This window comes from Microbacterium sp. ZXT2-5 (assembly GCF_055329545.1).
This window is the reverse complement of the sequence record NZ_JBUZWD010000001.1, coordinates 738071-751337: the sequence shown is the minus strand read 5'-3', so window position 1 is coordinate 751337 and position 13267 is coordinate 738071. Positions and strand designations below refer to the sequence as shown.

At 71.2% G+C, this 13267-nt stretch carries 11 protein-coding genes; 3 read left to right on the top strand and 8 right to left on the bottom strand.

What is annotated here, in order from left to right:
* Positions 1-6: 6 nt before the first annotated feature.
* From ACZBH1_RS03280 to ACZBH1_RS03270, 3 genes are all read right to left on the bottom strand, one after another.
* Positions 7-750: an IniB N-terminal domain-containing protein gene (locus ACZBH1_RS03280; RefSeq protein ID WP_463645500.1), complete on the bottom strand. Its 744-nt coding sequence runs from the start codon at positions 748-750 to the stop codon at positions 7-9.
* 124 nt (positions 751-874) lie between these two features.
* Positions 875-3421, bottom strand: a complete 2547-nt coding sequence (locus tag ACZBH1_RS03275; RefSeq protein ID WP_463645499.1) for a helix-turn-helix transcriptional regulator — start codon at positions 3419-3421, stop codon at positions 875-877.
* Between the two features lie 25 nt (positions 3422-3446).
* Positions 3447-5333: an Hsp70 family protein gene (locus tag ACZBH1_RS03270; protein WP_463645498.1), complete on the bottom strand. Its 1887-nt coding sequence runs from the start codon at positions 5331-5333 to the stop codon at positions 3447-3449.
* Between the two features lie 268 nt (positions 5334-5601).
* Here ACZBH1_RS03270 and groES point away from each other — a divergent pair, with 268 nt between their 5' ends.
* Together groES and rarD are read left to right on the top strand one after the other, a co-directional pair.
* Positions 5602-5898, top strand: coding sequence for a co-chaperone GroES (groES, locus tag ACZBH1_RS03265; RefSeq protein WP_463645497.1), 297 nt, complete (start codon positions 5602-5604; stop codon positions 5896-5898).
* Between the two features lie 241 nt (positions 5899-6139).
* On the top strand, positions 6140-7021 hold the full coding sequence (rarD, locus tag ACZBH1_RS03260) for an EamA family transporter RarD (protein WP_336398333.1): 882 nt from the start codon (positions 6140-6142) through the stop codon (positions 7019-7021).
* Positions 7022-7037: 16 nt separating this feature from the next.
* Here rarD and ACZBH1_RS03255 read toward each other — a convergent pair whose 3' ends face one another.
* The 3 genes from ACZBH1_RS03255 to ACZBH1_RS03245 are packed head-to-tail and all read right to left on the bottom strand — an operon-like array spanning position 7038 to position 9873.
* Positions 7038-7361 (bottom strand): metal-sensitive transcriptional regulator, encoded by a 324-nt coding sequence (locus ACZBH1_RS03255; protein ID WP_336398163.1) that lies wholly within the window; start codon positions 7359-7361, stop codon positions 7038-7040.
* 11 nt (positions 7362-7372) lie between these two features.
* On the bottom strand, positions 7373-9664 hold the full coding sequence (locus tag ACZBH1_RS03250) for a heavy metal translocating P-type ATPase (protein ID WP_463645496.1): 2292 nt from the start codon (positions 9662-9664) through the stop codon (positions 7373-7375).
* Positions 9664-9873: a heavy-metal-associated domain-containing protein gene (locus tag ACZBH1_RS03245; protein ID WP_336398165.1), complete on the bottom strand. Its 210-nt coding sequence runs from the start codon at positions 9871-9873 to the stop codon at positions 9664-9666. The genes ACZBH1_RS03250 and ACZBH1_RS03245 overlap by 1 nt, the downstream gene beginning before the upstream one ends.
* 234 nt (positions 9874-10107) lie before the next feature.
* Here ACZBH1_RS03245 and ACZBH1_RS03240 point away from each other — a divergent pair, with 234 nt between their 5' ends.
* The gene (locus ACZBH1_RS03240) at positions 10108-11373 is read left to right on the top strand and encodes an ABC transporter substrate-binding protein (protein WP_336398166.1); all 1266 of its coding nucleotides are present in this window, start codon (positions 10108-10110) and stop codon (positions 11371-11373) included.
* A 150-nt stretch (positions 11374-11523) separates the two neighbouring features.
* Here the strand turns inward: ACZBH1_RS03240 and ACZBH1_RS03235 are convergent, their stop codons facing one another.
* Positions 11524-12246 carry an ABC transporter ATP-binding protein gene (locus ACZBH1_RS03235; RefSeq protein ID WP_336398334.1) on the bottom strand — a complete coding sequence of 241 codons (723 nt, stop codon included), beginning with the start codon at positions 12244-12246 and terminating at the stop codon, positions 11524-11526.
* Between the two features lie 68 nt (positions 12247-12314).
* Positions 12315-13262, bottom strand: a complete 948-nt coding sequence (locus ACZBH1_RS03230) for an ABC transporter ATP-binding protein (protein WP_336398335.1) — start codon at positions 13260-13262, stop codon at positions 12315-12317.
* Positions 13263-13267: the final 5 nt, after the last annotated feature.

Genomic DNA, 13267 nt, shown 5'->3' with positions numbered 1-13267 from the left:
CGGACCTCAGAACTCCTCCTCGGACTCCGGCTCGATGTACGTCTCGTCGATCGAGATCGCCGTCGCGTCCTCGGACGCGTAGTTGCCCTCGTTCGACATGTCGACGTCCGTCACCGTCTGCGTCGTCTCGGTGTCGGTGAACGACTCCTCGACGTCCACGTCGACCGCGACGTCGGTGGAGCTGTCGTTCACCGAGTCCTCGATGTCGACCTCGATGTCGTTCTCGGTGTTGGTGGAACCGTCGTTGAACGAGCCGTCGATGGTGGTCGTCGTCTCCTCGTTGCCAATGCTGACGTCGCCCACGGTCGTCGTGTCGTTCGAGTTGTCCACGGCGGCGTCCTCGCCCGCGGCGGCACCGTTGTCACCGCTGTTGACCACGGCCTCCTGGTCGAAGATCTGGTTGACGTCGCCGTCGGCCCAGATGTTCTGGTTGACCGACTGGTCGACGATCGTCGCCCGGTTGTCGATCGCGAAGGACTGGGTGATGTTGGTGATCTCGTTCTCGACGGTCGGCGGCTTCGGCGGGCCGGGAGGGGCGGGCGGGGGGGACGGCTTCACGTAGACGTCGGGACGGTCGACGATGACGGGCGCGACGGCGCGGACGTCGTCGACGCAGGCCTCGCTCAGCCCGTTGCGCGCGAGCGTGCCCTCCGGATCCTCTTCGAACTCCGCCGCGGCCGCTGGGTCGTTGAGCAGGCTGAGGATGAACTCGATCAGGGCATCGGCAATCGTTGCCAGCGGTGTTGTCATGACTCGGCTCCTGTCACTTCGAGGCTCATTGCTGAGGTTAGGTGGTCGTCGCTCCGGGTGAATCGGGGATTCCCCCGAAGCGGAGGTGAGGGTCTACGGGGTTCTGCGGCCGCGTGCGGGGTCGTCATACGTGCCCCTCGGAAGCCGGGTCCGGCTGGCTCAGGGCGACGCGCAGCTTGGCGATCAGATCGGAGCGCGATGTCGCGCCGAGCCGGCGCCGGATGCTGGCGATGTGGTGCTCGGCCGTCCGCGGCGAGATGAAGATCGTCTCCCCGATCTCGGCGTAGGTCTTCCCCTGCACGACCAGGCGCGCGACATCCGTCTCGCGTTCGCTGAGCCCGGGGGCGGCGCTCGGGCGCGCGGTGGCGCTCTGGGCCGCGGCATCCGTCGTCCGCATCTCCTGCGGATGCAGCTCGCGCGCGCACGCGAGCAGCCGGGCCGAGACCTTCCGGTCGTCCGAGCGGTTGGCGCCGTGCCGGGCGAGCCGCGCGGCGTCCCACTTCAGCCCGATGGCGCCGAGCGCCTGGGCGGACGCCTCGACGGCGTCGGCATCCACCGTCCCCGCCAGCACCGAGGTCCACAGCCGTCCCGCACTCGCCATGGTCGCCGCGACGCGACTGCTGGAGGCCGCATCCACGAGCGCGTGGGCATGGGGTCCGAGATAGTCGGGATGGTCGAGCAGGATGCCGCGCTGTATGCCGGCCCACCGCAGATGGGCCGTCCACAGGGGCGGCGACCCCAGCGACTCCACGACCCGAAGGGCCTGGGCGAACAGCGACTGGGTCGCGGTCTCGTCGCCGACGCGTGCGCCGGCGGTCACGAGCTCCGCGACCGGCAGCAGCGTGTAGAGGTCGACGTCGGCCTCCATCAGGCTGTCCCGGCCGCGCCGCCAGGCGACCGCGAGCCCCGCCGCATCCTCGTACCGCCTGGCGAGGCCGACGCGGACGGCCTGCGCCAGCAGGTCGTCCCGCGGCGACGGGGTAGGTGCCAGCGCGAGGGCGGCGTCGAGGGACTCGCGCGCCTTCCCTCCCTGGGCGAGACCGAGTGCGACCGCTGCGCGCCACAGCATCAGCCGGGACAGCATCCACGGCGTTCCCGTGTGACCCTCGATCGCGGCGTCGACGACCGACTCCGCCGTGGCGAGATCCCCCGCGCTGATCGCGGCGACCGCGGCGATCACGGCGGGAAGCTCCGGCATCGGCGCCGACGAGCGCGACGCAGTGTAGAGGTGCGACCCCCGCACGAGATCGGCGAGGGCGGCGCCCGGGTGCGCCGGTTCCAGCGAGGCGCGCAGTCCCCGGCGGACGAGCCCCATCGCGACGGTCAGGGTGGAGGGCGCCCCGACCGGGGCCGGCGGGGCTTCGCCGTCATCGGCGAGCGCCCGGCGGTCGCCGATGCCGATGCGGGCGATGAGCTCTCGAGCGGATGCCTCGGCCGACGTCGGCGGCAGAGCGTCGTAGACGGCGCAGCCGGTCTGGAGCATCCCCCGCATCGACCACGTCGCGGCGGCGACGTCGGCGAGCCGGGCGTCCACGGCGCCGTCGCGGTCGGGGGACGCCATGGCTTCGTCGATCCGCTGGGCGGCGTCGTCGATGTCGCCGGTCGCCCACGCCACCTGGGCGCGTTTGGCGTGGAGGTCGGCGGAGGACGCTCCGGCCTCGGCGGCGGCGCGGTAGAAGTCCCCGGCGCGCACGGGGTCCACGTCGATCAGCTGATCCCCGCGCTCGATCAGCGCCGCGCCGAGACGGGCGTCGCGCACGTCGGAGAGCCAGTCGGGCCCGCTCCGCCCGGCGGGATCGACCCCGCCGGGATGAGCGGTCACGAGCTCGACGATCCGGCGGGCGGGAAGGGTCGCGCAGACGGCGGCGCGCACGATCGGCACGGGCCGCCCGTTGCGCAGGAGCAGGCCGTCGGCGTATGCCTGTGCGATGACACCGTCGGGGTCGCCCGGCAGCTCGGCTGCGGGCGGGGTGTCATCCCCGGCCGCCACGCTGATCGTCTCCACCGCGCGCCGCACCTCCGGGTTCACGACGCCCAGCCGGTGCGCGACGCTCTGCCCGAGCACGCGACCCAGCGCCAGATGGCCGGCGTCGTCGGCGCAGTCGCGATCGTCGTGCGCGGTCAGCGCCGCGGAGACGAGCCAGGAGACGCCGCCGGTCGCCTCGAGGATGTGGTCCAGGCACGGCGCTGAGATCTCGCGGCCGGTGGCGGAGAGGTGGTCGAGCACGTCCGAGCGCGTCACGTGCCCGAGGACGAGCGCGGGCCGGCCGCGCTCCAGGTGGCGCGCGATGTCCGACAGCCGGCTCGAGGTCGGCCACGGCCTGCTCGCTGCCACGAGGGAGCTGTCGGGATCGGCGGCCCGCGCGCTGAGGCCGTCGAGCTGTGCCGACGGCAGCAGATGCAGGTCGTCGACGAGGAGCACGCTCCCGGCGGGGACGCGCGTCACGTCGGTGTCGGGACCGAGCACGTGCAGCGGCACATCGCTGCCGGCGAGGTAGCGCTGCGCACCCCGGAGGATCGTCGTCTTGCCCGATCCGGCGTTGCCCGAGATGAGCATCCGGGTCGGGGTCTCGCGCTCGGTGAGCACATCGATGAGAGGCTGCGCGTGGCGCGCACCCGTGAAGTCGGCGGCGTCGAAGTACGACGCCATGACGGCGGTCGGCGTTGACATCGGATCCCCAGGCGGTCCGGCGGCGTCAGGAGACGGTCTCGGGGGCAGGGGAGGGATCCGGTGCCGGCTGCACCTCGGTGGGCGCCGGCTCCGGTGCCGGGTCGGCCGGTGGCGACGTCGGCTCCGGCTCCGGCTCGGGCTGGGGGACCGGCTCGGGCTCCGGCTCCGGCGTCGGCTCCGGCTGCGTCGTCGGCTCGGGTTCCGGCTGCGTCGCCGGCCCCGGCTCGGGCTCCGGTTGGGTCGTGGGCTCCGGTTGCGTCGTCGGTGCCGGCTGCGTCGTCCCGCCGGTCGTGGGGCCCGGATCGGGCCGCGGGGCGCTGCCGGTCGGAGCCGGGGTCGACGATCCGGCGGCCGGCCGCGTGGACGTGCCTTCCCTCGTCGTCGTCGAGGTCGTGCGGTTCGGCGTCGCCTTCGAGATCGGCGCGCCCTGCCGGATGTTCTGCTTTCCGGCGCCCGGATCTGCCGCGCCGTCCGACCCGGGGCCCGACTCGGGCGCCGTCTCGACCGCATCGGCGTCGTCCGGCTCCGCGGGATCAGCTGCGTTGTCCTCGGCGGGTGCCGGCGTCGGCTCCCAGCCCGACAGCGAGAGGAAGCCCTCGCTGCCGTTGCCGAGCGTCATCGTGCTGCCGAAGACGATCGCCGCAGCGACGAGGACCGCCGCCGCCGAGACGGCGATGGTGTGCCGGAGGCCGGGTCCCGTCTGCGCGACGACCGGAGAGACCGGCGCCGCCGGTGCTGATGCGTCGACGGCGGCTGAGAGCTCGAGCACCGCGCTCGGTGCGCCCTCGAAGACGACGAGTTCGCCGCGTGCCGTGATCTCGCCGTCTATGGCGCGGATCAGCGCGGTGTGAGCTGCTCCCAGCGCGATGGAGGCCTTCGGATCGGCGTCGATGGCCGTGGGCCGGTCCAGGCGCTCGGAGAGCCGCTGGGTGATCAGCGGGATGCGGGAGGATCCGCCGATGAGCAGCACGGCGTCGAGCTGGGCGGGGTCGATCTCGACCGCGTCGAGCGCCCGCTCGAGCGCGTCGATCGTCCGCGACACGAACGGGTCGATCATGTCCTCGAACTCGGCGCGGGTCAGCCGGACGCTCGAGCGGCCGGCCGCGACCAGCACGGGGACCACGACGTCGGAGTCGAACGACAGCGCCTCTTTGGCGTCCACGCATTCACGGCGAAGCTGCGACAGCGCGACCCGCGCATCGGCGGAGGAGTCGTCGAGCGCCTCGCTGGAGACGTCGGCGGAGCGGAGCACGTGGCGCACCACCGCGTCGTCGAAGTCGGTGCCGCCGAGGTCGCTGAGGCCCACCGGCTCGCCGATGAGCTCGAACGAGGACTCCCTCTTGCGCAGCAGCACGCCGTCGAACGTGCCGCCGCCCAGGTCGTAGACGGCGATGGTCGCTCCGGGCGCGAGTTCGCGCGAGGCCTCGTAGTGGCGTGCCGCGGCCTCGGGCTCGGTCATGTACTCCACGTCGCGGATCCCGACGTCCGCCAGCGCCGCGCTGATCAGACCGAGACGGTGCGGTCCCCAGGTGACCGGATGCGTCAGGGTGACGCCCGCCGGCGCGGTGCCCTCCCGCTCGCCGACGATGGCGATGATGTCCGCGACGGTCCGCGCGTAGAGCTCTTCGGCGCGGATCGCCCGATCGCCCACGACCAGCGGGACCTCGTCTCCGATGCTGCGCTTGAACTCGCGGATCAGCCGTTCCGGCTCCGTCACGCCTCGCCGCTCGGCGGCATCGCCGAAGAGGAGGTCGCCCGCCTCGCCGACGAAGACGACGGCCGCGACGCTGTCGCCGCGGCGCCCCAGTGCGAACGGCGCCGATGAGATGCTGCCGTCCCCGGTGATGCGCGCTGTTGCCGCGCCGACCCTGCTGGTCCCGAGATCCACAGCAAGGTAATACTGCTCAGCCATGCGAAAACATGCCCCCACGTTTCGATGTGCGAGCTCCCCCGATCCCGCGTCGAAGCTCTCTTCCCCAAGAGAGGCCCGACAGTCGCCGATGATACGCCGTCATGCGATCGCGTCTCAAGGGATGAGTGGGAAAGCGAAGCGCCCCGGCGTTCCGGTCATCCGTTGGCACTCACGTTGCGTGAGTGCCAGCCGGTTGCCTAGACTGACATCAGCACTCTCAAGGGCAGAGTGCTAACGAGTCTTAGTCTCAAGAAGGAAGAGGTAGACCGTGTCGGTTTCCATCAAGCCGCTCGAGGACCGCATCGTCATCAAGCAGGTCGAGGCCGAGCAGACCACGTCCAGCGGTCTGGTCATCCCCGACACCGCCAAGGAGAAGCCCCAGGAGGGCGAGGTCGTGGCGGTGGGCCCGGGTCGTATCGACGACAACGGCAACCGCATCCCGATCGACGTCGCCGTCGGCGACCGCGTGATCTACAGCAAGTACGGCGGGACCGAGGTCAAGTTCGGCGGCGACGAGTTCCTCGTCTTGTCGGCCCGCGACGTCCTGGCGGTCGTCGTCCGCTGAGTCCCGCGCGCTGCGCGAACCGAGAGGGTCGGATGCTTCGGCATCCGACCCTCTCGCCGTGTGTCGGGCTCATCCCCGCGCCGCCCGCGTCGGGCGGGCGTAGGCTGACCCGGTGAGTCACGAGCAGTCCCGCCTCCCCGAACGCGCCGAGGCGGACGGGCTCGACGACTCGACGGCGCTGGACCTCGGGGTCACGACCAGCACCGGCGCCGTCCGCGTCGCCGAGGCGCGGGAGCGCTCGCTGGGCGGGATCTACACGTTCTCGGCGTACCTGCTGTGGGGTTTCCTGCCGCTGTACTTCCTGCTGCTGGCTCCCACCGGGCCGTGGGAGATCGTGGCGTGGCGCATCCTGCTGTCGCTCGCGTTCTGCGCGCTGCTGCTCACGGTGACGCGCACCTGGCCGCGGCTCGTCGCCATCTTCCGGCAGCCGCGGGTCCTCGGGCTGACCGTGATCGCGGGCCTGGTCATCTACGTCAACTGGCAGGTCTTCATCTACGGCGCGCTGACCGGGCACGTCATCGAGACGAGCCTCGGCTACTTCATCAACCCGATCGCCACCGTGCTGCTCGCGGTGCTCGTGCTGCGGGAGCGCCTGCGGCCGACGCAGTGGGTCGCCATCGGCATCGCCGCGGCGGCGGTCACCGTGATCGTCGTCGGCTACGGCGCCTTCCCGTGGATCGCCCTCACCCTCGCGGCGTCGTTCGGCGTGTACGGCCTGGTCAAGAAGAAGGTCGGGCCGTCGGTGGATGCCGTCAGCGGCCTCACCCTCGAGACGCTGTGGCTGACCCCGATCGCGGTGGCGGTCCTCGTGATCGTCGGCGTGACGGAGGGGCTCACGATGGGCGCCGCCGGCTGGCCGCACGCCGTGCTGCTGAGCCTCGCGGGCATCGTCACCGCGATCCCGCTGCTGCTGTTCGCCGCGGGCGCCCGCCGGGTCTCGCTCACGACGATCGGGCTGCTGCAGTTCGTGGCGCCCATCCTGCAGTTCCTCGTGGGGTGGCTGGTGCTCGGGGAGCCGATGCCGCTGGAGCGGTGGATCGGCTTCGGGCTGGTGTGGCTCGCGCTCTCGGTGCTGACGGTCGACTCGATCCTCCACGCCCGGCGCATGCGCGCGGCCGCGTGAGGCCTCGTCGCTCAGCTCAGCGCACGAGGCGTGCGATGGCCTGCGAGGCCTCGGTGATCTTCGCGTCGGCCTCGGGGCCGCCCAGGCGAGCCGCGTCCACGACGCAGTGGCGCAGGTGGTCGTCGAGGAGCCCGACCGCGACGGCCTCGAGCGCCGAGGTCAGGGCGCTGATCTGCGTGAGGATGTCGATGCAGTACTTCTCGTCCTCCACCATCTTGTGGATGCCGCGGGCCTGACCCTCGATGCGCTTCAGGCGGTTGAGGTACTTGTCCTTGTCGGTGATGTAGCCGTGGTGGGAGTGCTCTCCGGCGGGCGAAGGCGCGAGGGTGGTGTCGGTCATGTCGGACTCCTTCAGCGGTGACGGGTGGAGAGGCTCTGGAACCGGCGCAGCCGCAGGCTGTTGCCCACGACGAAGACGCTCGAGAAGGCCATCGCCGCTCCGGCGATCATAGGGTTCAGCAGCCCGAGGGCCGCGAGGGGGATCGCGGCGACGTTGTACGCGAAGGCCCAGAACAGGTTCACCTTGATGGTGCCGAGCGTGGCCCGCGAGAGCCGGATCGCGTCGGCGGCGCTGCGCAGATCGCCGCGGACGAGCGTGATGTCGGATGCCTCGATCGCGGCATCCGTCCCCGTCCCCATCGCGAGTCCCAGGTCTGCCTGAGCGAGGGCGGCAGCGTCGTTGACGCCGTCGCCGACCATCGCGACCACGCGGCCCTCCGCCTGCAGCGCCTCGATGACGGCGACCTTGTCGTGCGGGAGCACCTCGGCGGTGACGCGCTCGATGCCGACCTCGTCGGCGATCGCGCGCGCCGCGGCGGCGTTGTCTCCGGTGAGCAGCACCGGCGTGAGCCCGAGCGCGCGCAGCTGCGCGACGGCCTCGGCGCTCGTCGGCTTCACCTGGTCGGCCACCACGAGGAGTCCTCGCACGGCGCCGTCCGCGGCGACCAGCACGGCGGTGCGCCCGAGCGCCTCGGCGGATGCCTTGGCCGCGGCGACATCGGCGGGCAGCGCGAGCGACCAGTCGGTGAGGAGCGCTTCGCGTCCGACGAGCACGGCGTGGCCGTCCACGACGCCCGAGACGCCCTTCCCCGGCACGTTCTGGAACGCCTCGACGTCGGCGAGCGGTCCGGTCTCATCGGCGGCCGCGCGGGCGATCGCCTGCGCGATCGGGTGCTCGGACGCGTGCTCGAGCGCACCCGCGAGACGGAGGAGCTGAGAGCGACCGGATGCCGCGGCATCCGTCTGCCCCGTCTGCGACGCGACCACCACGTCGACGAGGGCCATCCGGCCGGTCGTGACCGTGCCGGTCTTGTCGAGCACGACGGTGTCGACGGTGCGCGTGGACTCCAGGACCTCGGGCCCCTTGATGAGGATGCCGAGCTGCGCGCCGCGGCCGGTGCCGACGAGCAGCGCGGTGGGGGTGGCGAGCCCGAGCGCGCAGGGGCACGCGATGATCAGCACCGCGACGGCGGCGGTGAAGGCCATGGATGCCGGGGCGCCGGTGAGCAGCCATGCCACGAGCGTGCCGAGCGCGAGCAGCAGCACGACAGGCACGAAGACCCCGGAGATCCGGTCGGCCAGGCGCTGCACCTGCGCCTTGCCGGACTGGGCCTCCTCGACCAGGCGCGCCATCTGGGCGAGCTGCGTGTCGTCGCCCACGCGGGTCGCGCGCACCACGAGCCGCCCGCCGGCGTTGACGGTGGCGCCGACGACCGCGTCGCCGGGCACGACCTCGACGGGCACGGACTCGCCGGTGACCATCGAGGCGTCGACGGCCGACGTCCCCGATGCCACGACGCCGTCGGTTGCGATCTTCTCGCCGGGCCGCACCACGAACTCGTCGCCGACGCGCAGCTCGGCGATCGGCACGCGCACCTCCGTCGCGCCGGCGGCGGTCGGCCGCAGCACGGCGACGTCCTTCGCGCCGATCTCGAGGAGGGCCCGCAGCGCCGCACCCGCGCGCCGCTTCGAGCGCTGCTCGAAGTACCGGCCCGCCAGCACGAAGGTGGTGACGCCCGCGGCGACCTCGAGATAGATGTCGCCCGCTCCGTCGCTCGGGGTGACGGACCACTCGAACGTGTGCGTCATCCCGGGCATGCCGGCGTGCCCCAGGAACAGCGCGTACACCGACCACAGGAAGGCCGCAGACACCCCGAGCGAGATGAGCGTGTCCATGGTCGCTGCGCCGTGGCGGAGGTTGACCCACGCCGCGCGGTGGAAGGGCCACGCGCCCCACACCACGACCGGGGCGGCCAGGGCGAGCGACGCCCACTGCCAGTACGTGAACTGCAGCGGCGGGATCATCGCCATGAGGATCACCGGCACCGACAGCACGATCGATCCGATCAGCCGCTGCCGCAGCGCGCGCAGCTCGGGATCCGCATCCTCGTGCGCGGTCGCGTCCTCCACAGGGGGAGCGGGCACCGCCGCGGTGTAGCCGGTCTTGACGACCTCGTCGATGAGCGTCTGCGCGTCGAGGCCCGAGGGGCCCCGCACGACCGCCTTCTCGGTGGCGTAGTTGACGGATGCCTCGACCCCGTCGAGCCGGTTGAGCCGCTTCTCGATCCGCGAGGCGCAGGACGCGCACGTCATGCCGCCGATCTCGAGCTCGATCCGGGCGGCCGGGGCCGAGGCGGGGGCCATCAGGCGCGGACCGCGGTGTAGCCGGCCTCGTCGACCGCGGCGATGACCGCCTCGTCGGCGAGCTCGGCGGAGGACACGATCTTCAGGGTGCCGGCGGCGGCGCTGACGTGGACGTCCTCGACGCCGGCGAGCTTGGACACCTCGCCGCGCACGGATGCCTCGCAGTGCCCGCAGCTCATGCCCGTCACCTTGTACTCGGCCTCAGTCATAGCTTCCCTCTCTTGGAACCGGTCGGTGATACCCCTGTGGGGTACCGCGATGGCCAGTCTATACCGCTGGGGGGTATGGTGGCGCCGCGGGCCGTTATCGGAACGGAATGCCCCGGTCACACGCGTTACACATCGTTAACGAATGGCAACACTCCGCGCCCTCCGGCGCGGTTAGGTTTATCGCATTGGGTCGGGCGCCCGAGCCGCGCCCACATACATACAGCAAGGAGCAACATGAGCGTCTTCACCCGCTCGCGCAAGGCCACCGTCCTCGGTGGCATCGCGCTCGCCGGCGCCAGCGCCCTCGTCCTCGCCGGTTGCACCGGCGGCGGTGACACCGGCGGAGGCGAGACCAGTGCCCCCAGCGAGGACCGCGAGGAACTCTCGCTGAACATCGGCACGGTCCTTCCGCAGACCGGAGCCCTGGCGTTCCTCGGCCCGCCCGAGGAGGCCGGTGTCGGCCTCGCCGCGGCCGACATCAACGAGGCCGCCAAGAGCATCACGGTCGACGTGGAGTTCGGCGACTCGGGCGACCCCGACAACAAGGCCTACGAGACCACCGTCCCGCGCCTGCTGGGCAACGACGTTCAGGCGCTCATCGGCGCCGCCTCGTCCGGTGTGACCAAGCTGTTCCTCGACCAGGCGGTCGCCGCGGGCGTCATCACGTTCTCCCCGGCCAACACCTCGCCGGACTTCACCACGTGGGACGACGACAACCTCTACTGGCGCACCGCTCCCAGCGACCTGCTCCAGGGTGAGGTGCTCGGCAACCTGATCGCCGAGGACGGCCACCAGAGCCTCGGCATCATCTACCTCAACGACGCGTACGGCACGGGTCTCGAGGCGGCGCTGACCGAGAACTTCGAGGCCGCCGGTGGAGAGGTCGTCGCCAGCCAGGCGTACAACGCGACCGACACCACGTTCGACGCGCAGGTCAGCGCGGTGCTCGCCGAGAGCCCCGACGCGATCGCCGTGATCGGCTTCGTCGAGACCTCGACGATCGTGCCGGCCATCGTGGCGGAGGGCTTCGACGGAGGCAACTTCTACTTCGTCGACGGCAACACCAGCCAGTGGGGCGACGAGATGCCGGTGAGCATCGAGGGCTCGAAGGGCACGCAGCCCGGACCCGCTCTCGAGGACGACTTCATCGAGCGCCTCAACGAGTGGTGGACCGGCGAGGGCAACGAAGAGCTCGCCGACCTCAACTACGCCGCTGAGTCGTACGACGCCGTCGTGCTCCTGGCGCTGGCCGCACTCGCAGCCAACTCCAACGACCCGGCCGACATCGCCGGCAAGCTGCAGGAGGTCTCGGGCGGCAGCGGCGAGGGTGAGAAGTGCACCTCGTTCGAGGAGTGCGCCGACATCATCCTCGACGGCGGCACCGCCGACTACGACGGCTACTCGGGCAACGTCACGTTCGACGAGAACGGCGACCCGACCGAGGCGTCGATCGGCATCTTCGAGTACGGCGCCGACAACACGCACACCCGCATCAACTGATTCGGGTCAGTCGACACCAGAGGGCCCCGGAGCGATCCGGGGCCCTCTGCCGTTGTCGCCCCAGTGGCCGGGATGCCGCGCGCACACGAAGAAGTGGAGCGGATGCCTCTCTCCGAGGCATCCGCTCCGATTCTTGGTGCAGGTGCGGGGTCAGTGCCCCTCGGTGCCCAGCGTGCCGAGGTAGAGGCCGACGACCTTCGGATCGTTCAGCAGCTCGCGGCCGGTGCCGTGGTACGCGTCGCGGCCCTGGTCGAGGACGTAGCCGCGGTCGCAGATCTGCAGGCAGCGACGGGCGTTCTGCTCGACCATGATGGTCGTCACCCCCGCCTTGTTGATGTCGGAGACGCGGATGAACGCGTCGTCCTGGCGCACGGGCGACAGACCGGCCGACGGCTCGTCCAGCAGCAGCACCGACGGGTCCATCATGAGCGCGCGCGACATCGCGACCATCTGCCGCTCACCGCCGGAGAGCGAGCCGGCCCGCTGCTTGAGGCGCTTGCCCAGCTCGGCGAAGATGCCGGTGACGAACTCCAGGCGCTCGGCGTACACCTTCGGGCGCTGGTACAGGCCCATCTGCAGGTTCTCCTCGATGCTGAGCGAGGGGAAGACGTTGTTGGTCTGCGGCACGAAGCCGACGCCGCGCTGCACGAGCTTGTCGGACTTCAGCCCGACCACGCTCTCACCGTCGACGGTGATGTCTCCGTCGCGCACCTTCACCATGCCGAAGATGGCCTTCAGCAGCGTCGACTTGCCGGCGCCGTTCGGGCCGATGATGCCGATCAGCTCACCCTTGCGGGCGACCAGGTTGGCGCCGTTGATGATGTTGATGCCGGGCAGGTACCCGGCCGTGAGGTCCTTGACCTCCACCACGATGCGGTCGGTCTTGGCCGCCTCCGCGGTGGCGCCCGCGGCGGTCGGCGACCCTGCGCCCGTCGATGCGCTCACTTGGACTCCTCCTCGGCCTCGTGGATCGAGGCCTCCTCGGCCTCGCGGATCTCTTCGAGCAGCTGGACGGCGGAGGTGTCGAGCTCGCCGGCGACGCGGCCGGTGACCACGCCCAGATCGACGTCCTGGTGGCTGCCGAGGTACGCGTCGATCACCGCCTGGTCCTCCATCACCGTGTCGGGCGGTCCCTCGGCGACGACCTTGCCCTCGGCCATCACGACGACCCAGTCGGCGATGTGGCGCACCATGTGCATGTCGTGCTCGACGAAGAGCACCGTCATGCCGAGGTCCTTCAGGTCGAGGATGTGGTCGAGCAGCGACTCCGTCAGCGCGGGGTTCACGCCGGCCATCGGCTCGTCCAGCATCACCAGCGTCGGGTCGCTCATGAGCGCGCGCGCCATCTCGAGCAGCTTGCGCTGACCGCCGGAGAGCGACGCGGCGTAGTCGTCGGCCTTCGCGTCGAGCTTGAAGCGCGCCAGCAGCTCACGCGCCTTCTCTTCGATGCCGTCGTCCTGCTTGCGCCAGAGCGCCGGGACGATGCTGGCCCAGATGTTCTCTCCCTTCTGGGCCGTGGCGCCGAGCTTCATGTTCTCGAGCACGGTGAGCAGCGACAGCGACTTGGTCAGCTGGAACGTGCGCACCTGGCCCATGCGGGCCACCTTGAACGAGGGGATGCCGGCCAGCTGCTTGCCGTCGAACGACCATGCGCCCGAGTTCGGCTTGTCGAAGCCGCACAGCAGGTTGAACAGCGTCGTCTTGCCGGCGCCATTGGGGCCGATGAGCGCCGTGATGGCGTTGCGGGGGATCTCGAGGTGGTCGACGTCGACAGCGGTGAGGCCGCCGAACCGGCGCGTCACGCCGTCGACGATGAGGATCGGGTCGCTCTTGGCGACACCCGGGACGGGGTCGCCCTTGGCGAGTCCGCCGGTCTTCGGGCGCCGGATGGAAC

What these genes read in the sequence shown, in the direction of transcription:
- ACZBH1_RS03250 (WP_463645496.1), bottom strand. Translation starts at nt 9,664, where the DNA reads ATGGCCCCCGCCTCGGCCCCGGCCGCCCGGATCGAGCTCGAGATCGGC.
- ACZBH1_RS03270 (WP_463645498.1), bottom strand. Translation starts at nt 5,333, where the DNA reads ATGGCTGAGCAGTATTACCTTGCTGTGGATCTCGGGACCAGCAGGGTC.
- ACZBH1_RS03245 (WP_336398165.1), bottom strand. Translation starts at nt 9,873, where the DNA reads ATGACTGAGGCCGAGTACAAGGTGACGGGCATGAGCTGCGGGCACTGC.
- ACZBH1_RS03255 (WP_336398163.1), bottom strand. Translation starts at nt 7,361, where the DNA reads ATGACCGACACCACCCTCGCGCCTTCGCCCGCCGGAGAGCACTCCCAC.
- ACZBH1_RS03280 (WP_463645500.1), bottom strand. Translation starts at nt 750, where the DNA reads ATGACAACACCGCTGGCAACGATTGCCGATGCCCTGATCGAGTTCATC.
- ACZBH1_RS03240 (WP_336398166.1), top strand. Translation starts at nt 10,108, where the DNA reads ATGAGCGTCTTCACCCGCTCGCGCAAGGCCACCGTCCTCGGTGGCATC.
- ACZBH1_RS03275 (WP_463645499.1), bottom strand. Translation starts at nt 3,421, where the DNA reads ATGTCAACGCCGACCGCCGTCATGGCGTCGTACTTCGACGCCGCCGAC.